The organism is Streptomyces sp. NBC_00122 (assembly GCF_045160845.1).
Classification (GTDB): Bacteria; Actinomycetota; Actinomycetes; order Streptomycetales; family Streptomycetaceae; genus Streptomyces.
This window is the reverse complement of record NZ_CP108192.1, coordinates 130,933-148,209: the sequence shown is the minus strand read 5'-3', so window position 1 is coordinate 148,209 and position 17,277 is coordinate 130,933. Positions and strand designations below refer to the sequence as shown.

22 protein-coding genes are annotated in these 17,277 nt (G+C 72.7%); 21 read left to right on the top strand and 1 reads right to left on the bottom strand.

Features of this window, described 5'->3' with window-relative positions; genetic code table 11:
- Positions 1 to 8: 8 nt before the first annotated feature.
- The 21 genes from OG737_RS34595 to OG737_RS34495 all read left to right on the top strand — a co-directional run bounded on the left by OG737_RS34595 (position 9) and on the right by OG737_RS34495 (position 16,617).
- A complete protein-coding gene (locus OG737_RS34595) occupies positions 9 to 761 on the top strand; it encodes an alpha/beta fold hydrolase (protein WP_328930672.1) in 753 nt (250 codons plus the stop codon).
- Positions 758 to 1,525 (top strand): IclR family transcriptional regulator, encoded by a 768-nt coding sequence (locus OG737_RS34590; RefSeq protein ID WP_405922476.1) that lies wholly within the window; start codon positions 758 to 760, stop codon positions 1,523 to 1,525. The genes OG737_RS34595 and OG737_RS34590 overlap by 4 nt, the downstream gene beginning before the upstream one ends.
- A 126-nt stretch (positions 1,526 to 1,651) precedes the next feature.
- On the top strand, positions 1,652 to 1,906 hold the full coding sequence (locus OG737_RS34585; protein WP_328930670.1) for an acyl carrier protein: 255 nt from the start codon (positions 1,652 to 1,654) through the stop codon (positions 1,904 to 1,906).
- 31 nt (positions 1,907 to 1,937) lie between these two features.
- Entirely contained in the window at positions 1,938 to 3,203 is a 1,266-nt protein-coding gene (locus OG737_RS34580) for a beta-ketoacyl-[acyl-carrier-protein] synthase family protein (protein WP_328930669.1), read from the top strand.
- Entirely contained in the window at positions 3,200 to 4,351 is a 1,152-nt protein-coding gene (locus tag OG737_RS34575; RefSeq protein ID WP_328930668.1) for a beta-ketoacyl synthase N-terminal-like domain-containing protein, read from the top strand. The genes OG737_RS34580 and OG737_RS34575 overlap by 4 nt, the downstream gene beginning before the upstream one ends.
- On the top strand, positions 4,348 to 5,238 hold the full coding sequence (locus OG737_RS34570) for a beta-ketoacyl synthase N-terminal-like domain-containing protein (RefSeq protein ID WP_328930667.1): 891 nt from the start codon (positions 4,348 to 4,350) through the stop codon (positions 5,236 to 5,238). The genes OG737_RS34575 and OG737_RS34570 overlap by 4 nt, the downstream gene beginning before the upstream one ends.
- A 20-nt stretch (positions 5,239 to 5,258) precedes the next feature.
- Complete coding sequence (locus OG737_RS34565) at positions 5,259 to 6,107, top strand: alpha/beta hydrolase (RefSeq protein ID WP_328930666.1); 849 nt, start codon at positions 5,259 to 5,261, stop codon at positions 6,105 to 6,107.
- Positions 6,104 to 7,072: a hypothetical protein gene (locus tag OG737_RS34560; RefSeq protein ID WP_328930665.1), complete on the top strand. Its 969-nt coding sequence runs from the start codon at positions 6,104 to 6,106 to the stop codon at positions 7,070 to 7,072. Before OG737_RS34565 ends, OG737_RS34560 begins: the two co-directional genes overlap by 4 nt.
- Complete coding sequence (locus OG737_RS34555) at positions 7,069 to 7,413, top strand: hypothetical protein (RefSeq protein WP_328930664.1); 345 nt, start codon at positions 7,069 to 7,071, stop codon at positions 7,411 to 7,413. Before OG737_RS34560 ends, OG737_RS34555 begins: the two co-directional genes overlap by 4 nt.
- A complete protein-coding gene (locus OG737_RS34550; protein ID WP_328930663.1) occupies positions 7,414 to 7,821 on the top strand; it encodes a hypothetical protein in 408 nt (135 codons plus the stop codon).
- A complete protein-coding gene (locus OG737_RS34545) occupies positions 7,821 to 8,204 on the top strand; it encodes a hypothetical protein (protein ID WP_328930662.1) in 384 nt (127 codons plus the stop codon). The genes OG737_RS34550 and OG737_RS34545 overlap by 1 nt, the downstream gene beginning before the upstream one ends.
- A gap of 64 nt (positions 8,205 to 8,268) precedes the next feature.
- Complete coding sequence (locus OG737_RS34540) at positions 8,269 to 9,378, top strand: beta-ketoacyl synthase N-terminal-like domain-containing protein (protein WP_328930661.1); 1,110 nt, start codon at positions 8,269 to 8,271, stop codon at positions 9,376 to 9,378.
- Between the two features lie 28 nt (positions 9,379 to 9,406).
- Positions 9,407 to 9,655 carry an acyl carrier protein gene (locus OG737_RS34535; RefSeq protein ID WP_328930660.1) on the top strand — a complete coding sequence of 83 codons (249 nt, stop codon included), beginning with the start codon at positions 9,407 to 9,409 and terminating at the stop codon, positions 9,653 to 9,655.
- Entirely contained in the window at positions 9,655 to 10,059 is a 405-nt protein-coding gene (locus tag OG737_RS34530; protein ID WP_328930659.1) for a hypothetical protein, read from the top strand. The genes OG737_RS34535 and OG737_RS34530 overlap by 1 nt, the downstream gene beginning before the upstream one ends.
- Positions 10,056 to 10,535 (top strand): beta-hydroxyacyl-ACP dehydratase, encoded by a 480-nt coding sequence (locus tag OG737_RS34525; protein WP_328930658.1) that lies wholly within the window; start codon positions 10,056 to 10,058, stop codon positions 10,533 to 10,535. The genes OG737_RS34530 and OG737_RS34525 overlap by 4 nt, the downstream gene beginning before the upstream one ends.
- A gap of 11 nt (positions 10,536 to 10,546) precedes the next feature.
- A complete protein-coding gene (gene fabG, locus OG737_RS34520; RefSeq protein WP_331723498.1) occupies positions 10,547 to 11,293 on the top strand; it encodes a 3-oxoacyl-[acyl-carrier-protein] reductase in 747 nt (248 codons plus the stop codon).
- A gap of 57 nt (positions 11,294 to 11,350) precedes the next feature.
- Positions 11,351 to 11,971 carry a DsbA family protein gene (locus OG737_RS34515; RefSeq protein ID WP_328930656.1) on the top strand — a complete coding sequence of 207 codons (621 nt, stop codon included), beginning with the start codon at positions 11,351 to 11,353 and terminating at the stop codon, positions 11,969 to 11,971.
- 41 nt (positions 11,972 to 12,012) lie between these two features.
- Entirely contained in the window at positions 12,013 to 12,228 is a 216-nt protein-coding gene (locus OG737_RS34510) for an MbtH family protein (protein WP_331723497.1), read from the top strand.
- 119 nt (positions 12,229 to 12,347) lie between these two features.
- Positions 12,348 to 13,043 carry an alpha/beta fold hydrolase gene (locus tag OG737_RS34505; RefSeq protein WP_328930654.1) on the top strand — a complete coding sequence of 232 codons (696 nt, stop codon included), beginning with the start codon at positions 12,348 to 12,350 and terminating at the stop codon, positions 13,041 to 13,043.
- On the top strand, positions 13,040 to 13,879 hold the full coding sequence (locus OG737_RS34500; protein ID WP_328930653.1) for an SDR family oxidoreductase: 840 nt from the start codon (positions 13,040 to 13,042) through the stop codon (positions 13,877 to 13,879). The genes OG737_RS34505 and OG737_RS34500 overlap by 4 nt, the downstream gene beginning before the upstream one ends.
- Before the next feature lie 35 nt (positions 13,880 to 13,914).
- Entirely contained in the window at positions 13,915 to 16,617 is a 2,703-nt protein-coding gene (locus OG737_RS34495; protein WP_331723495.1) for a non-ribosomal peptide synthetase, read from the top strand.
- On the opposite strand, the gene OG737_RS34490 is transcribed toward OG737_RS34495, so the two are convergent.
- Positions 16,608 to 17,165 carry a hypothetical protein gene (locus OG737_RS34490; protein WP_328930651.1) on the bottom strand — a complete coding sequence of 186 codons (558 nt, stop codon included), beginning with the start codon at positions 17,163 to 17,165 and terminating at the stop codon, positions 16,608 to 16,610. The two genes, OG737_RS34495 and OG737_RS34490, sit on opposite strands and share 10 nt — an antisense overlap.
- Between the last annotated feature and the right edge of the window lie 112 nt (positions 17,166 to 17,277).

Here is a 17,277-nt window from a genome sequence, read left to right as displayed (position 1 = left end):
CACGCACCATGCCACTTGGCACCGAGAGCAGATGGCTGCGCAGATTCGCCACCGGGGCCGCGCCCCGGATGCGGCTGCTCTGCCTGCCGCACGCCGGCGGCTCCGCCAGCTTCTACCACGACTGGGGACACGCCTTCGGCGACGACGTCGAGGTGCTCGCCGTACGCTACCCAGGCCGTCAGGAGCGCATCGCCGAGGAACCCTGGACGGAGCTGGAGCGGCTCGCCGCCGCCATCGCCGACGAACTCCCGCCCTACCTGGACGCCCCGCTGGCGATCTTCGGCCACAGCATGGGCGCCACCCTCGGGTACGAGATCACCCTGCGCCTCGCGGAGCGGTACGAGGCCGCGCCCGCCCTGCTCATGGTCTCCTGCCGCAAGGCCCCGCACCTGCTCACCCCGCGCACCGCCGCCTTCGGCACCGACGACGAGCTCGTCGCCGAGATCAGGCGGATGGGCGGCACCGACTCCGCCCTCCTCGACGACCCGGCCCTGCGCGAGCTGGTGCTGCCCGCGATCCGCGGCGACTTCACCGCCGTCGCCCGCTACACCGCGCGGCCCGGCACCGCCCTGCCCTGCCCGGTCGTCGGCTACGTCGGCGACGGCGACCCGGACGTCGCGCCCCACGAGGTCGCCGCGTGGTCCGGACTCGCCCCGCGCGGATTCGAGCTGAAGGTGCTGCCCGGCGGCCACTTCTACCTGGTGGACCAGCGGGCGGCGCTCATCGGGGACATCCGCGCACGGCTGGTGGCGCAGCGGTGAGCACCGCGGCAAGGCCCAGGCCGATGTGCGGGGTGGGCGTGCTGGACAAGGCGTCCGTCCTGCTGGAGATCGTGGAGAAGGGGCCGGCCACCCTGGTCGAGCTGGTCGCGCACAGCGGTCTCTCGCGCCCCACCACCTACCGGATCGCGATCGCCATGGACCGGCTCGGCCTGCTCACCCGCGATCTGAGGGGCCGCTTCGTGCTCGGCCCGCGGCTCGGCACGCTCGCCGTCGAGGCCCGCCACGACCGCCTCGCGGCGGCCGCCGGCCCGGTGCTGGCCGAACTGCACGCCGACACCGGACTGGACGCCCGGCTCTACCGCCGGCGCGGCGGCCTGCAGGTCTGCGTCGCCTCCTCCGTGGACGGCACGGCGGTGGCCGACGCGGCTCCCGTCGGCGCCGCCCGCCCGGCCTCCGCCGGGCCCGCCGCGCAGGTGCTGTACGCATGGGAGGAGCCCGAGGAGCTGTACAAGGCGCTGCTGCGCGCCCGCTTCTCCGCCGTGCACCTTTCCGGCGTACGGCGCCGGGGCTGGGCGTACGGACCCGACCCCATGGCGCCCGGCGCCATCTCCTACGCCGTGCCCGTCCGCTCCGGGGCCGGGCCGTCGGCCGCGGCCCTCGTGCTGACCGGCCGGGCGGCCCGCATGCCCACGACTCCCGACCGGCTGCTGGGCTCCTCGGCGGCGGACGCGGCCGCCTCCCTCGCCGAGGCGTTGCTGCGGGTTCCGGGGGAGCTCCACCCGGCGGAATACGCCGGATCCTGAATTCAGCGGCGGCGATGGCAGGTTGTTGCACCCGTCGTTGTGAGAAAAGAACCCGCCACCGCACCATTCCAGTGCGAGTAACTGTGCCGCGCGAATGCGCAGGCACATCCGAGAAGGAGAAAAAGCGTGACGACTGCTACGCGCGACGAGCGTCTCGAAACCATCAAGGAAATCGTCTGCGACATTCTCGAGATCGAGGAGGACGAGGTCACCGAGGTCAGCCTTTTCAAGGAGGACCACGACGCCGACTCGCTCCGCGCCATCGAGATCCTGGCCGCCCTGGAGAAGGAGTTCGGCATCGTCATCAACCAGAGCGAGCTGCCCCGCATGGTGAACCTCAAGGGCGTCTACGAGGTCGTGTCGGAGCCGGCCAACTGGTAGTCGATCCCGCTGCGGCGGTTGGGAGGTTGCCATGACGGCGGCAGAGCGTGGCACCGGCCGGATCCGGCCGGAGCGGCACCGGGTGGTTCTCACCGGACTGGGAGTGGTGTCCAGCATAGGACTCGGCGCGAAGGAGTTCCTCCAGGGACTCCGCGAGGGCCGCAGCGGTGCCCGGCCCATCACCGTGTTTGACACAGAGGGCTTCGCCCACGCGAACGGGTGCGAGATCACGGATTTCGACCCGCGGGACTGGATCAGCACGCTTGACGTGGAACAGCTCGGCAGGGCCGCGCAGTTCTCGGCGGCGGCCGCCCGGATGGCCCTGGAGGACTCGGGACTCGATCTGACGCAGCTGCGCACCCGGCGCGGGCTGATCTCCATCGGCACCACGGACGGCGAGAGCTACGACCTCGACCAGCTGGTCGCGGGGGAGCTCGCCGAAGGAGTGGGCACCTTCGACCCCACGGCCGCCCGGCGCGTGCCGGCCGGGCGGCTGTCGGTCGCCATCGCCCAGGAACTGGGCCTGACCGACGTGGAGGCGCTCACCATCCCGACCGCCTGCTCGGCGGGCAACTACGCCATCGGCTACGGCTTCGACGCCGTCAGCTCGGGCGAGGCCGAGTTCGCCTTCTGCGGCGGCGCGGACGCGATGTGCCGCAAGACCTTCACGGGCTTCTACCGGCTGGGCACCATCGCCCCCGACCGGTGCCAGCCCTTCGACATCGACCGCAAGGGCATCCTCACCGGAGAGGGCGCGGGCGTACTGGTCCTGGAGCGCCTGGACTCCGCCCTGGAACGCGGCGCCACCATCTACGCCGAGGTCCTCGGCTACGGGCTCAACTGCGACGCCCACCACCAGGTCGCGCCCGACCGCGACAGCGTCGCCGAACTGATGCGGCTCGCCCTGGACAACGCGGGCGTGAAACCGCACGAGGTGGACCTCATCTCGGCGCACGGCACGGGCACCAAGGCCAACGACATCACCGAGGCGGGCGCCATCCGCCAGGTCTTCGGAGACACGCCTCCCCGCACCGTCTCCATGAAGTCGATGCTCGGCCACAGCATGGGCGCCGCCAGCGCCCTCGGCGCGATCGGCTGCGCCCTGGCCATCCAGAACCGCTTCATCCCCCCCACCATCAACCATGTCACCACCGACCCCGAGTGCGATGTCGACTGCGTGCCGAACCAGGCCGTCGAGGCCGACCTGCGGATCGTCCAGAACAACGGTCTCGCCTTCGGAGGCAACAACGCGGCGGTCCTGCTCGGCCGGTACGACGCGATCAAGGAGGCGTCATGATGAGCCGTCCCATCATCGGGATGGGCGTCGTCGCCGCCACCGGCTCCGGTGTCGGTGAACTCTTCGAGAACCTGTGCCGGGGCGTCAGCGGACGCGCCGAGCTGCGCGGCTTCGACCGCACCCGGTTCCGTGCCCAGCACGCCTACGAGGTCGACGACCGACCAGCCGTCGGCGAGGACGTCCCGGCCCGCGCCAGCCGCCTGCTGCACGAGGCGATCGCCCAGGCCGCCGCCGACGCCGGGCTCGGCGAGGACCTCAGCGGGATCCCCATCCTGGTCGGCACCGGCCTGCGCGAACTGCGCTCCTTCGAGCTGTGGTGGCGCGACGGTTCCCCGTTCGCCGACTCCGGGCTGCACTTCGGCACCGGCCTGCGCGAGCGCTTCAACGCCGATGTCACGCACACCTTCTCCAACGCCTGCTCGGCCTCGCTGTACGCGCTCGCCCTCGGCTCCGACCTGCTGAGCCAGGAGGGCGAGGACGCGCCCGACACCGTCATCGTCGCCGGTGTCGACGTGCTGACCGAGTCCATGTACGGGCTGCTGGAGCGCGTCCACCCGACGCCGCCCGACCGGGTGCGCCCCTTCGACCGCAACCGTACGGGCGTCCTGATGGGCGACGGCGCGGCCGCGATCGTGCTGCGCCGCAGCGACGACGGCGCGCCCCAGGTCCACGGCCGGCTGCGCGGCGTCGCCGTCAACTGCGACGCCTTCCACGTCACCGCGCCCTCTCCGCAGGGCATAGCCGAGGCCATGCGCGCCGCCCACCGGATGGCCGGCGTCAAGCCGTCCGACATCGACCTGGTGATGCTGCACGGCACCGGCACCCTGCTCAACGACGAGGCGGAGGCCGCAGCGCTGGCCGACGTGCTCGGCGAGGACGCCTCCGGCCCGCTGATGACGGCCGTCAAGTCCATGACCGGGCACACCTCCGGTGCGTCCGGCCTGATCAACCTGATCATGGGCGTACAGGCCCTGAACGAAGGGCGGGTGCCGCCGACCGTGGGCCTGGACGAACCGGTCGAGGAGGCCGCGCCGTTCCGCTTCGTCACGGGGCAGGCCGCGACCGGCCGGCCGCTGAAGGTGGCGCAGCTCAATGCCTTCGGATTCGGCGGCATCAACGCCGTTGCCATGGTGGAGGGATCCCGATGACGACACAGACCGCCCGGAGCACCGACACCAGCGTGGTCGTCACCGGAGCCGCCGTACTGCTGCCCGGCACCGACAGCGCGCGGGCCCTGGCCGACGGACCGGCCGAGGGCGGCGCACCCGTCGACCCGGCCGCCCACGTCGGGAAGAAGGGCCTGCGCTACAAGGACCGGGCCACCCAGCTCGGCTACGCGCTGACCGCCGCCGCGCTGCGCGACGCAGGCCTGCTCGGCGAGGAGAAGGACGGGCTCACGGTGCCCGCCGCGAGCGTCGGCGTGGTCGCCAGCTCCAACTTCGGCAACCTGGACACCGTCGCCCGGGCCCTGGACACCATCCGGGAGGAGACCGTCACGGCGACCAGCCCGATGGACCTGCCCAACGCCTCCAGCAACGTCATCGCCTCCTCGGCGGCCATCCGCTACGGGCTGCGCGGCCCCAACCTGATGGTCTGCAACGGCGAGACCTCGGGCCTGGACGCCGTCCACTGGGCGGCCACCGTCATCACGGCGGGCCGGGCCGAGCGGGTCCTGGTGCTCGGCGTCGAGCCCGACAACGAGGTGGTGCGCCGCCTGCTCGGCGGCGGCCGCGCGGTCGACGGCGGCGCGGCCCTCGTGGTCGAGTCCCGGGCCGCGGCCGCCGAGCGCGCCGCGACCGTACGGGCCGTGCTCGGCCCCTACCACCGGGGCGCGGGCGAGCCGGGCCCGCGCGGGCGCCGCTGGGCGCTGCCCGCGCACTTCGGCACGGCCTCCGGGGCGTCCGGTCTGCTCCAGGTCGCCGCCGCCGTCGGCTGGTTCGACGCCGGCGAGCGCGGACCCGTACAGGCCGTGACCGGTACCTCCACCGACGACGCACGCGCCGATCTGCTGCTGTTCGCGCCCGAAGCGGCGTGAGCGGCCGGGAGGAACCCTTCATGAACACCCACATCGACCTGCGTCCGGTCGCCGTCGAACGGCGCACCGAGGGCACGGGTCCGCGCGTCCTGCTGCTGCACGGTCTCGCCGCCAACGACACCGTCTGGGAGCGCACGCTCCCGGAGCTGCCGCAGAACTACCAGCTGTGGACCGCGCGGCTGCCGTGGCGCACCGAGACCATCGCCGAGTGGAACGAGCAGCCCAACCTGCGGGGCTGGCTCGCCAAGGCGCTGGAGGCGGTGCCGGGCGGGGCCGAGGTGGTGGTCGCCCACTCCATGGCGGCCAACGTGCTGCTCGACCTGCTCGACCAGAAGATGCGCGGCGGTGTCGACGCCCTGCGCCAGTTCGGCATCCGGGCCCTGGTCCTGGTGTCGCCCTTCTACCGGGGCCGGGCCGACCAGTTCGACTGGAACACCATCAGCTACTACCTCAACGACTTCCACCTGATCATGGAGGAAGGGATCCGGGCCCACTCGGGCGGCCGGGTTCCGGCCGACATCCAGCAGGCCATGGGCGAACGGGTCCGCGACCGGGTCGGCCCGTACGGCTGGTTCCGCTTCTTCGACCTGTACCTGCGCACGCCCACCCTGGAAACGGGCCGGATCACGGTCCCCACCCTGGTGGTCGTCGGCGAGAGCGACTTCGCCGCCCGCCCGGAGGAGGGCGTGGCGCTCGCCGGGGCCCTCCCCGACGCGGTGTCGCACGTCATGCCCGGCAGCGGGCACTTCCCCATGCTCGACGCGGCCGGCGACTTCGCCGCCGTGGTGAGCGGCTTCGTCCACACGACCCTGGGCCCCGCCCCGCAGCGCGGGATGGCCCTTCCCAACGCCCTGGAGCTCCAGCGATGACCCTCGTCACGGACACCGCCGTCAAGGCGCTGCTGACCACCAACACCACCACCCTGGTGCGCCCCCGCTACGAGGGGTCCAACATCTGCACCTGGATCGGCTTCAAGCACGTCAACTACCTCGTCGAGGAAGCCGTCCTGGACCACTTCCGGCAGTCCGGGCTCGCCGCCCGCGCCCTGTACGAGGAGCACGGCCTGGGCCTGGACCTGGTCTCCATCGACTCCCGCATCCTGCACGCCTTCCACATGGACGACGTCGCCGAGGCGGAGGTCGTGCCCTGGACGAAGGACGAGGACGGGACCATCGGCTTCAAGGTCACCATCCGGTTCGAGCGCGGCGGCGAGACCCTCAAGGCCGTCACCTCCAAGGTCCGCGTCTCGCTGCGCGTCGACACCTACCTGGAGGCCGCCGGCGAGGTCCCGGAGCAGCTCGCCCGCTTCGCCGTCGCCACCCTCGGCGACGACCTGGAGCGCGAGCCTGGCAGCGCCGCCCCGGCCGAGGAGGAGATCCTCGCCTCGCTGACCGCCGGGCAGAACGCGTACGCCTGGAAGTGGAACATCCCGTACCCGTACTGCCACTTCACCGAGCGCATCCAGATGTCGGGCTACCTGCGCCTGATGGAGGAGGGCAAGGACCGCTTCGTCGCCGACCGCGGCATCTCCATCAAGACGCTGCTCGACGACCGCCGCTGGATCCCGGTCGTGCCCCGCTCCGACATCCGCATCCTCGACGAGGCGCTGATGGAGGAGGACCTCTACACGGTCTACACCGTCGAGGAGGTCTTCAAGGACTTCACCTACACCTCGCGCATGGACTTCTACGTGCTGCGCGACGGCAAGCTCGTCAAGACCGCCACCGGCCGGATCGTCCACGGCTACGCCGTCATCGAGAACCGCCGCGACTGGAGCCTGGTCAACTTCGACCAGCGCGTCGTCGACGCGATCAGCGGAGCGCCGCAGGCGTGAGCGAGATCTGGGACAGCGGCACCCCCCGGCTGCTGCTCATCGAGAGCCAGGGCCGCGTGACGCGGGACGCCGGTTTCCGGCGCGACGCCGTCACGCAGGTGCTCACCGGACAGTCGGCGCTCCTCTTCCTGGTCCAGGACGGGGTCGTGCTCGCCGTCCCCGGCAGCGACAGCGACCTGGACCGGTTCCAGAAGGAGGGCGGGGTGCTGGCCGCGGACAGTTTCTCGCTGGCCCAGCACGGCCTCGACACGGCGGACCTGCGCCCCGAACTGTCGGTCGTCGGCATGGACGTGGTGGCGGGCTGGATCCTCGATCCGGCCGTCCGGGTGGTGTGGCACTAGATGGCCAGGAAGATTCCGCACACTGACGTGCTCATCACCCTGATGGGTGCCCCCCACGCGTCGGACCAGGTCACCAGCGCCCTGCGGCTGACCCAGGCCCTTCTGGAGCGCGGCGCCACCGTACAGGTGTGGACGTGCGGCTACGCCACCCTGCTCACCCAGCGCGTCCTCGGACCCGACAAGCCGCGCAACATGGCGGACTGGAACCGGGACTACCCCTCCACGGCCGCGCTGGCCGAGGAACTGCTCGCCGCGTACCCGGACCGGCTGTACTGGTACGGATGCCGGTTCTGCAGCGACGACCGGGGTGCGGCGGAGCACCTGCCCCAGGTGGTGCTCCGGCCGCCGGCCGGATACGCGGCCAACGTCGCGGCCGCCGACAAGACCCTGCACCTGGGGGTGCTCTGATGGACGACCGGGTGCTGGCCATCGTGGAGCGCGGCTACCGCGGCGCGCTCGAGAAGCAGTTCTTCGACGAGCTCTACCTGGCCACCGAACTGCACCGGCAGCTCGGCGGCCTCGACATCCTGCTGCGCGGCTCGGCCGTGTCCTACGCCGTGGACGCGGGCCCCGTGCCCGCCCTGCGCATCGGCAACCGCACGGTGGAGACCCTCAGCGACCCCCGCGAGGGGCTGCGCACCCTGCTCGGCGTGGGCGTCCGGGTCTGGGTGGAGGAACCCGACATCGAGGCCCTCGGCTCGGCCCACCCGCTGATCGAGGGCATCGGACTCACCCGCCCGGGAGAGACGGCCGAGCGGTGGACCGACTACCGGATGGTCCTCTTCCTCTGAACCCGGCGCCGCTGCGCCGCGTTCGTCACGTACATCCGACAACGGAAAGGAACAGGTGACGGTCATGACCACCCTCACCACGGGCGCCGGACGTCCGGTGATCACCGCTTGGTCGGCCGTGTCGCCGTACGGCATCGGCAGGGCCGCGTTCACCGAGGGACTGCGGGAACGGCGCGCCACCGTCACCGAACTCGGCCCCGAGCACGGCACCGTTCCGGACGGCGTGGGCTGTGTCGTGCCCGCGTTCGGCATCCGGGAGGTGCTCGGCAAGAAGGGCACCCGCTCGATGGACCGGGTCACCGGCCTCGCGGTCACCGCCGTCGGATCCCTCCTGGACGACGCCGAGCGCAACCGCGCCGTCGGCACCGGCGAGGGCGCGGCGTTCGCGCTCGGCACCACCACGGGCAGCGCCCAGTCCATGATGGACTTCACCCGCGACTCCCTCACCGGCGAGCAGCCCTTCTTCGTCGACCCGGCGCGGTTCCCCAACACCGTCATGAACTGCGCGGCCGGCCAGAGCGCCATCTGGTACCAGCTCAAGGGCCCCAACGCCACCATCGCGGGCGGCCGCACCGCCGGCCTGCACGCCCTCAACTACTCGCGCCGGCTGCTCGGTGCGGGCCGGGCCCGCACCGTCCTGTGCGGCGCCGCCGAGGAGTTCTCCCAGGCCCGCGCCTGGCTGGAGCACCACAGCGCGGACCCGGGCACCGAGGACGCCCCCGCGCTCGGCGAGGGCTGCGCCATGCTGCTCGTCGAACCGCACACCCCCGAGGACCCCGGCCAGCCCGTGCTCGCCGAACTCCTCGCGGTGGAACTCGGCGTCGTCCTCGACGGCGACACCCGCCCCGCCCTCGTCTCCTGCCTGCGCTCGGCGCTGCGCCGGGCCGGCGTCGAACCCGGCCAGGTCGCCGCCGTCGCCCGGTCCGGGGCCCCCGGCCGCGAGGGCCGCGGCGAAGCCGACGCGGTACGGGAGGTGTTCGGCGAGCCCGGGCCCGCCGACCTGACGCCGAGCGGCCTGATCGGCGACACCGGCGCCGCCGCGGCCGCCTTCCAGGCCGCCGCCCTGCTCTCGTACGCCGAGGACCGTCCCGCCGAAACGGCCGGCCGGATCGGCGTCATCACCTCCGTGGACCGCACCGGCACCGTCGGCTGCGCCCTGCTCGGCCTGCGCTGAGCCCGCCCTCCCGAAAGGACCCGAACCCGTGCTGGAGAAGGAAGAACTGCGCGCCATCGTGGCGCAGGTGCTGGACGTCGACATCGCCGAGGTGACCGACCACGCGCGCTTCGTCGACGACCTGGAGGTCGACTCGCTGATGGCGCTGGAGATCGTCGTCGTGCTGGAGAAGAAGTACGCCGTCAAGCTGCCGGAGTCCGACCTCAAGCAGATCGCCACCTTGCAGGGCGCCTACGACGTCCTGCTCGGCAGGCTCGACGCCGCGCAGGCCGCCTGATGCCCGCCGCGAGCCCACTTCGCGGCGCGGTCGACGTGCTGCCGGCCGACGGCGGGCCGAGCCTCGCGGCCCGCTTCACGGTGGCCGACACCGAGACCGTGCTGCCCGGCCACTACCCGGGCTTCCCGATCTTCCCCGGGGTCTGCCTGGTGGAGTGCGCCTGCCAGGGCGCCCAGGCCACCCTGCCCGCCGAGGCCAAGGGCGCGTCGCTCGCCGCCGTGGAGTCCACCCGCTTCACCGGGCCCGTCTTCCCCGGGGACCGGGTGGACATCGCCATGGAGTGGAAGCCGACCGCGGCCGGCGACTGGCAGTGCCGGGCCAAGCTGACCACCGGCCGCGGCCCCGCCGCCGCCGTCCGGCTGCGCTACGCCCTGCCCGCGACCGGCCGGGAGGCGGCGGCATGATCGGCCAGCGCGACATCCGAGCCCGGCTGCCGCACCGCTTCCCGATGCTGCTGGTGGACCGCGTCGTCGACGTCGTCCCCGGCGAGCGGCTGATCGCCCTCAAGGCGGTCACCTGCAACGAGCCCTGGTACGAGCGGTTCGGCGCGGACACCCCCGACGAGGACTTCGCCTACCCGGCGACGCTGCTCGTGGAGTCCTGGTGCCAGTCCGCGGGAGCCCTCGCCACCTGGGACGACCCCAACCCGGACGTCCTCGACGGGCAGGTGATGCTCTTCGGCGGCATGACCGGCGTCGAGTTCCACCGGCCGGTGCTGCCCGGAGAGGTCCTGGAGCACCGGGTGCGCCTCGACCGCAAGGTCGACGACACCCTGCTGTTCGAGGGCGAGACCCGCTCGGCCGGCGAGACGGTCATGACCGTGGGCCGCATCGTCATGGCCTTCCGCCCCGCCGCGGCCCTGCGCCCGGCAAGCGTCTGAGGAGACAGATCATGTCGGACAGCACGAGCCGGGTGGCTCTCGTCAGCGGCGGCTCGCGCGGCATCGGCCGCGCCACGGTCCGCGCGCTGGCCCGCGACGGCTTCGACGTCGCCTTCTGCTACCGCTCGGACGAGGACGCCGCGCGCAGCCTGGAGAAGACCGGCCAGGAGTTGGGCGTACGCGTGGTCGGCACCCGTGCCGACGTCGCCGACGGCGACGCCGTACGGGCCTGGATCGAGGCCACCGAGGACGGGCTCGGCCCGGTCGACGCGGCGGTCACCGCGGCCGGCATCACCCGGGACAACCCGCTCGTCCTCATGGACGACGAGCAGTGGCGCCAGGTCATCGACACCAACCTGGACGGCGTCTACCACGTCTGCCGCGCCGTGGTCTTCGGCATGATGAAGCGCCGTGGCGGCGCCATCGTCAACATCTCCTCGGTCGCCGGGGTCTACGGCCACCGCACCCAGACCAACTACTCCGCCTCCAAGGCGGGGATCATCGGCTTCTCCCGCGCGCTGGCCAAGGAGAGCGGCCGCGCCGGCATCCGCGTCAACGCGGTCGCCCCGGGCTTCATCGAGACCGACATGGTCGCCGAGATGAACGACAAGGCCCGCAAGGAGGCACTCACCTCCATCCCGCTGGGCCGCATGGGCACCGCGGAGGAGGTCGCCGACCTGGTCGCCTACCTCGTCTCGGACCGGGCCGCCTACGTCACCGGCGCCGTCCTGCAGATCGACGGCGGCATCACCATCTGACCCACCACGCACGACCGAGACCGTCTTGAACACCCGCACGAAACCGTTGGAGGCGTGATGGCACGACGCGGACCACGCTGGTACTTCTCCTTCCGCAGCCCCTACTCCTGGATGGCCTACCGGGACCTGGTGGACCGGCACCCGGACGTGGCCGGCCGGATCGACTGGCTGCCGTTCTGGGAGCCGGACGAGCCGGCCCTGGACGAACTGGAGCGCAGCAACATCACGCTGCCGTACGTCCCGATGTCCAAGGAGAAACACCTCTACATCCTCCAGGACGTCCGCCGCCTCGCCCGGGCCCGCGGCCTGGACATGGTGTGGCCGGTGGATCCCGCCCCGCGCTGGGAGGTCTCCCACCTGGCCTACCTCGCGGCCGACCGGCTCGGCGCCGGACCCGAGTTCATCGCCGAGACCTACCGCGCCCGCTGGGAGCTCGGCGAGGACATCTCCGACCCGGACACCATGCGCCGCATCGCCAGGACCCTGGGCCTGGACCCGCAGGTGCTCGCCCTGGCCCACGAGGACCCCGCGATCCGCGAGCTCGGCATCACCGCGCTGAACTCCCTGCACCGCGACGGGGTCTTCGGCGTCCCCTTCTTCATCAGCGGATTCGACAAGTTCTGGGGCGTCGACCGGCTGTCCGCCTTCGTCGAGCAGCTGAACGCCCGCGCCGCCTGACCCCTCCGATACCCGTACACCCACCGAAGGAAGAACCGGCCATGGCCACGAACCCGTTCGAGAACGACGACGCCCGCTACCTGGTCCTCGTCAACGAGGAGAACCAGCACTCCCTCTGGCCCGCCTTCGCCGAGGTCCCGGTCGGCTGGACCGTGGCGCACGGCGAGGACAGCCGCCAGGCCTGCCTCGACCACATCAACGAGAGCTGGACGGACATGCGCCCGAAGTCCCTGGCCGACGCCATGAACGCCGCCTGACCATCCCCCGCCGGGCGGCGGGCAACGGGCGTTGGCAGCAATCTGCAACGCCCGTTGCCCATGTCCGGAGCCGATGAAAGCGTGGCTCTCACGCAGCTTCCCAGAAAGCGATGCCGCTCATGACCCACTCCCTGGTGTGCCTTCCCTTCGCGGGGGGCGGCGCCGGTTTCTACCGCGCCTGGAAAGACCTCCCCGCCGACGCGCCGCGCATCGTGCCGGTCCAGTTGCCCGGCCGCGAGGAGCTCTTCCTCGACGAGCCGTTCCACGACGCCCACGACGCGGCCGACGCCCTCGCCCCGCGCGTCGCCGAACTGGCCGGTGACGGGCCCGTCGCGCTCTTCGGCCACAGCCTGGGCGCGGTGCTCGCCTACGAGGTCGCCCGCCGCCTGGAGCAGGACCCGGCCGTCGAGTTCACCCACCTCTTCGTCAGCGGCTCGCCCGGCCCCTGGACCGGCCGGACCCGCCGCGCGACGGGCCTGGACGACGACGGCTTCCTCGCCCGGGTGCAGGAGTTCGCCGGCTACGAGCACGACGCGCTGGCCGACCCCGACATGCGGGAGCTGCTGCTGCCGATCCTGCGGGCGGACGTGGAGATGCACGAGAACTACAAGCCCGTCTCCGACGCGCCGCTGCGCACCCCCGTCACCTCGCTGCGCGCCACGGACGACCACCTGGTGACCCGGGAGCAGGCCGAGGAGTGGCGCCGGGCCACCACCGCCGCCTTCCGGCTCGTCGAACCGCGGGGCGGCCACATGTACCTCACCGAGTCGCCGCTGCCGCTGCTCGAAGCCGTCGCCGCGGACCTGCGGTCATGACCGCCGCCTCCGCCCGCCTCGGGCGCAAGACGGCAGTGGTGACCGGCGCGGCCCGCGGCCTCGGCCGCTCCTGCGCCGTCCGCTTCGCCGCGGAAGGAGCCGACCTCGTCCTGGTCGACGTCGCGGGGGACCTGGCCGGAGTGCCGTACCCGCTGGGCTCCGGGAGCCAGCTGGAGCACACCGCGCAGCTCTGCCGGGCGCACGGCGCCGCCGTGCACACCGCCGTCGCGGACGTCCGCGACCCGCGCGCCGTGGACGCCGTCGCCGAACAGGCGCTGGACCGCTTCGGCACCGTGGACGTCCTGCTCAACAACGCCGGCATCGCCGCGCCGTCGGGCAAGGCCGTACACGAGATCGCCGAGGACGAGTGGGAGCTGATGGTCGGCATCGACCTCACCGGCGCCTGGCGCATGATGAAGGCCCTCGTCCCCGCCATGGTCGAACAGCGCTCCGGCAGCGTCGTCAACGTCGCCTCCACCGCCGGACTCGTCGGCTACCGCCACTTCGCCGGTTACGTCGCCGCCAAGCACGGCCTGATCGGGCTGACCAAGGCCGCCGCCCTCGACTACGCGCCCTTCCGGGTCCGGGTCAACGCCCTGTGCCCCGGATCGGTGCGCGACGACCCGCTGCACGAGGGCCGGATGCTGGCCGAGATCGCCCGCTCGCTCGACGTCGCCGTCGACGAGCACGAGGAGATATTCGTCCAGTCCCAGCCGATGAACGCCCTCATCGAACCCCAGGACATCGCCGGCGCCGCCCTCTGGCTCGCCGGGGACGACTCCCGGCAGGTCACCGGGACCACCCTCACCGTCGACGGCGGCTTCAGCGCCCGCTGACCCTCCTCTCCCCCTCGTACGTCAGGAGTCCGACCATGTCGAGAAGTCAGGCCGCGTCCTGCCACAGCCTGGTGGTCCGGATGCCGGGCCCGGTCGATGCCGCGGAGCTGGAGCGGCGCCTGCGCGCCGGAGCCGCACCGGCCTGGCCCGAACTGGCCGACCTGCGCCTGTGGGAGGAGCAGCTCTCCCTGGACGCCGCCCACCCCGCCGCCGCGGCCCGGGCCCGGCGGGAGGCCGAGCGCCCGCTGCGCGGCGCCGGACTGCCGCTGCGCGCCGTACTGCTGCGCTACCGCGACGGCGACGGCGACCTGGTGCTGGTGGCACGCCACGGCCTCACCCTCGACGGGACCTCACTGACCTTCGGGCGGGACGGCGCCGCCGCCGGGCTCCCGGCCGGCGACCGGCCCGCCCTCGAATGGGGTCTGGGCGACGCGGCCGAGGTGGGGCGCACCGCCGAGGTGCCCGTCCCGCTGCCGGAGCGCCTGCCCGCCGACCCCGCCCTGCTCGCCGCCGCGACCGCGCTGGTCCTGGCCCGGTACGGCGCGGGCGAGGCCCTCGACGAGACGCTGGACGCCGCCGCGCTCCAGGCCCGCTGGGAGACCTACGACGGCGCCCCGCTGACCCTCGCCGGCATCGGCGTCCTGGTCGAGGACGGCCGACCAGGACAGCGGCGCCTGCCGCACCTGGCCCCCGTACTGCCGGCGGTGCTGCACTTCGTGCGCCACCCGGACGGCACGGCCACCGGCACCCTGCGCCACGACCGCGGCGACCTCGCGCCCCACGTCGCCGAACGGTTCGCCGCCCACGTCGCCCACGTCGCGGACCAACTGGCCCAGGCCCCGGACCGGCCGCTGGAGACGATCGAGCTGCTCACGCCCGAGGAGACCGCGCAGGTGCTGCGCCTCGGCGTCACACCCGCCGTCGGCAGCGCCGAGGCCGCCGGGCGCACCCTGGACGGACTCTTCGCCGACGTGGTGCGCGCCCGCCCCGGGGCGACCGCCCTGACCGCCGGCGGCACCAGCCTCAGCTACGCCGAACTCGACGCCCGCGCCGAGCGCACCGCCGCCGGGCTGCGGGCCCTGGGCGTGGCCCCCGGCGCCATGGTCGGCGTCGCCCTCGAACGCGACGCCGACCTGGTGGTGACCCTCCTCGGCGTCCTCAAGGCCGGCTGCGCCTACGTGCCCATGGACCTGCGCTACCCCGAGGAGCGGCTGCGCTACACCGCCCTGAACGCGGGCGCCGCCGTGGTCGTCGCCAACGGCGACGGCTTCCCTTCCATCGAGGGCGTCCGCGTGATCGGCCCCGACGCGCTGCGCGCCCTGGCCGCTGGCGGGCCCACGGCCGCCGACGGTCCCACGGCCGCCCCGCGCCCCGAGGACGGCTCCGCGCCCGCGTACGTCATCTACACCTCCGGCTCCACCGGCCGCCCCAAGGGCGTCGTGGTCCCGCACCGCAACGTCGCCGCCCTGATCGAGGCGACCCGCGAGGACTTCCGGCTCGGCCCCGACGACGTGTGGACCCTCTTCCACTCCAGCGCCTTCGACTTCTCCGTCTGGGAGATCTGGGGCTGCCTGCTCACCGGCGGCCGCCTGGTCGTCGTCGACTACTGGACGACCCGCGACACCGAGCTGTTCCACGGCCTGCTCGTCCGCGAGGGCGTCACCGTGCTCAACCAGACTCCCTCCGCCTTCGCCCAGGTCGTCGAGGCCGACCGGCGCACGTCCGCCGGCCTCGCCGTGCGCCTGGTGGTCTTCGGCGGCGAACCGCTCGACGTACGGATGCTCGCCCCCTGGTTCGCCCGGCACTCGCCCACCGACTGCCGCCTGGTGAACATGTTCGGCATCACCGAGACCACCGTGCACGTCACCGCCCACACCGTGACCCCGGCCGACGTCCTCGCCGCCGGCCGCAAGGTCGGCCGCGCGCTGCCCGGCTGGACCCTCTCCGTCCGCGACCCGCGCGGCCGGCTGCTGCCGGTCGGCGCCGCGGGCGAGATCTGCGTGGGCGGCGCCGGAGTCGCCGACCGCTACCTGGGCCAGCCCGAACTGACCGCCGAGCGCTTCGTCACCGACCCGTACGGCGGCGGCCGCCTCTACCGCAGCGGTGACCGGGGCCGGCTGCGCCCCGACGGCAGCCTCGACCACCTCGGCCGGCTCGACAGCCAGGTCAAGGTCCGCGGCCACCGCATCGAGCTGGACGAGATCCGCAACGTGCTGCTCAGCCACCCCGACGTCGCGGGCGCGGCCACCATCCTCAACCACGACACCCCCGGCGACGCGGCGACCGCCCGCATCGACGCGTACGTGGCCCTGCGCGGACCCGCCGCCACGGCGGACGTACTGGCCCACGCGCGGGGGGTGCTGCCCGCCTACATGGTCCCCTCGTCGCTGACCGAGGTGGCCGCGATCCCGTTGACCATCAACGGCAAGGTGGACACGGCGGCCCTGCCGGCCCCGGCCGCGGCCCCCGCCGGACAGCGCGCCGCTTCGGCCGGGGACGGCAGCGCCGACGGCCATGACCCGCTGACCGCGCAGATCCTGAAACTCTGGGGCCACGCCCTGAACGCGGACGTCACACCGAAGGACAATTTCTTCGAACTCGGCGGGAACTCGCTGCTGGTCATCCGGGTGCTCCGCGAAATGCGGGAACAGGGCCTGCCGAAGGTGACCACCCAGGACTTCTACCGCAACTCGACGGCGGGCCGATTCATCGAAGTCGTACGGGACGCTCAGGGCTGACGCGACTCGCCCGCCGGGCGGACGTCGACCCGGCGCTTGATGGCGGAAAGCAAAGCGATACGTATCATTCCGCTGGGAATTCGGATCACCTTCCAGTAGTGTCCGAAACGGCGTCGGGTCTCCTCGTCAGTGGCCCATATCCGGGTCTCCGTGGAGAGAATTCCACCGGCGAGGTGCAGTGTGAAGACCACCTTGGTGCAGCCCGGTGCGGCGTAGTCGCGGAACACCTCGGCCATGGGCCGGTCCGGGCGCACCGGGCCGGCCTGCGAACCGATCCCCCCGTACACCAACTCGGCTTCGGCCAGCTCCAGTACGGTGTCCCCGCCCATCGCGAAGTCGTCGAGCACCCGGCCCTCGGGTCGCAGTTTGTTCCGGGTGAACGCGAGGAGGAAGCGGGCCACAGGCGCCTCGCGCCACGTCATCTCGCGGGCCGCCCGAAGCACCTCTTCCGGCGGCGCGCTCACCTTCACCCAATGCCGCTCCCGGAAATGCCAGTCCGGCATGTAGTGGTCGATGACGAGACCCTGCGGAGCCTTCATGTCGGTCATGTTCCGACGCTAGCACGCGGCTGATCTGCCGCCGGGGCCGTGTGGCAGCTTTCTGCAACCACCGTTGTCCTGGCCGAAAGTCCGCTGTTAGACATGCTCCGTTGCCTTGATT

What these genes read in the sequence shown, in the direction of transcription:
- OG737_RS34595 (WP_328930672.1), top strand. Translation starts at nt 9, where the DNA reads ATGCCACTTGGCACCGAGAGCAGATGGCTGCGCAGATTCGCCACCGGG.
- OG737_RS34580 (WP_328930669.1), top strand. Translation starts at nt 1,938, where the DNA reads ATGACGGCGGCAGAGCGTGGCACCGGCCGGATCCGGCCGGAGCGGCAC.
- OG737_RS34575 (WP_328930668.1), top strand. Translation starts at nt 3,200, where the DNA reads ATGATGAGCCGTCCCATCATCGGGATGGGCGTCGTCGCCGCCACCGGC.
- OG737_RS34570 (WP_328930667.1), top strand. Translation starts at nt 4,348, where the DNA reads ATGACGACACAGACCGCCCGGAGCACCGACACCAGCGTGGTCGTCACC.
- OG737_RS34565 (WP_328930666.1), top strand. Translation starts at nt 5,259, where the DNA reads ATGAACACCCACATCGACCTGCGTCCGGTCGCCGTCGAACGGCGCACC.
- OG737_RS34560 (WP_328930665.1), top strand. Translation starts at nt 6,104, where the DNA reads ATGACCCTCGTCACGGACACCGCCGTCAAGGCGCTGCTGACCACCAAC.
- OG737_RS34550 (WP_328930663.1), top strand. Translation starts at nt 7,414, where the DNA reads ATGGCCAGGAAGATTCCGCACACTGACGTGCTCATCACCCTGATGGGT.
- OG737_RS34545 (WP_328930662.1), top strand. Translation starts at nt 7,821, where the DNA reads ATGGACGACCGGGTGCTGGCCATCGTGGAGCGCGGCTACCGCGGCGCG.
- OG737_RS34540 (WP_328930661.1), top strand. Translation starts at nt 8,269, where the DNA reads ATGACCACCCTCACCACGGGCGCCGGACGTCCGGTGATCACCGCTTGG.
- OG737_RS34530 (WP_328930659.1), top strand. Translation starts at nt 9,655, where the DNA reads ATGCCCGCCGCGAGCCCACTTCGCGGCGCGGTCGACGTGCTGCCGGCC.
- OG737_RS34525 (WP_328930658.1), top strand. Translation starts at nt 10,056, where the DNA reads ATGATCGGCCAGCGCGACATCCGAGCCCGGCTGCCGCACCGCTTCCCG.
- fabG (WP_331723498.1), top strand. Translation starts at nt 10,547, where the DNA reads ATGTCGGACAGCACGAGCCGGGTGGCTCTCGTCAGCGGCGGCTCGCGC.
- OG737_RS34515 (WP_328930656.1), top strand. Translation starts at nt 11,351, where the DNA reads ATGGCACGACGCGGACCACGCTGGTACTTCTCCTTCCGCAGCCCCTAC.
- OG737_RS34510 (WP_331723497.1), top strand. Translation starts at nt 12,013, where the DNA reads ATGGCCACGAACCCGTTCGAGAACGACGACGCCCGCTACCTGGTCCTC.
- OG737_RS34505 (WP_328930654.1), top strand. Translation starts at nt 12,348, where the DNA reads ATGACCCACTCCCTGGTGTGCCTTCCCTTCGCGGGGGGCGGCGCCGGT.
- OG737_RS34500 (WP_328930653.1), top strand. Translation starts at nt 13,040, where the DNA reads ATGACCGCCGCCTCCGCCCGCCTCGGGCGCAAGACGGCAGTGGTGACC.
- OG737_RS34495 (WP_331723495.1), top strand. Translation starts at nt 13,915, where the DNA reads ATGTCGAGAAGTCAGGCCGCGTCCTGCCACAGCCTGGTGGTCCGGATG.
- OG737_RS34490 (WP_328930651.1), bottom strand. Translation starts at nt 17,165, where the DNA reads ATGACCGACATGAAGGCTCCGCAGGGTCTCGTCATCGACCACTACATG.